Origin of the sequence: Empedobacter sp. UBA6745, from assembly GCF_002453775.1 — a bacterium.
GTDB lineage: Bacteria > Bacteroidota > Bacteroidia > Flavobacteriales > Weeksellaceae > Empedobacter > Empedobacter falsenii_C.
Genome location: NZ_DKHL01000044.1, coordinates 25,294 through 25,702 on the forward strand (window position 1 = coordinate 25,294; position 409 = coordinate 25,702).

The 409-nt window shown below is 30.3% G+C and carries 1 protein-coding gene; it reads left to right on the forward strand.

Annotation, left to right across the window (positions count from 1 at the left end; all coding sequences use genetic code 11):
* Window position 1: 1 nt before the first annotated feature.
* On the forward strand, window positions 2-409 hold a 408-nt coding region (locus tag B4H69_RS12470), incomplete at its 3' end, for a ferritin (RefSeq protein ID WP_291094203.1).

A 409-nucleotide genomic window follows, 5' to 3' on the forward strand; every position in this document is an offset into this window, starting at 1 on the left:
AATGAATACAACTAGAATTTCAAAAAATTTACAAAATGCTTTAAATAAACAAATTACACTTGAAGCTTTTTCTGCTCAAATTTACTTGATGCTTGCTTGTTGGGCAGATGATAACCGATTAGATGGTATTAAAAGTTTTATGATGAAACATTCGCAAGAGGAACGTGTTCATATGGCAAAAATTATAGAATATATACAAGAACGAGGTGGTAGTGTAAAAATTGAAGCCATACAACAACCTGGTCCTGAACCAAAAAATGTTTTACAATGTTTTGAAGCAGTTTTGAAACAAGAAATTGAAAACACAGAATCTATTTACAAAATTGTAAAAATGTGTATGGATGAGGAAGATTGGGCTACTTGGAATTTTTTACAATGGTTAGTAATGGAACAACGTGAAGAAGAAAAA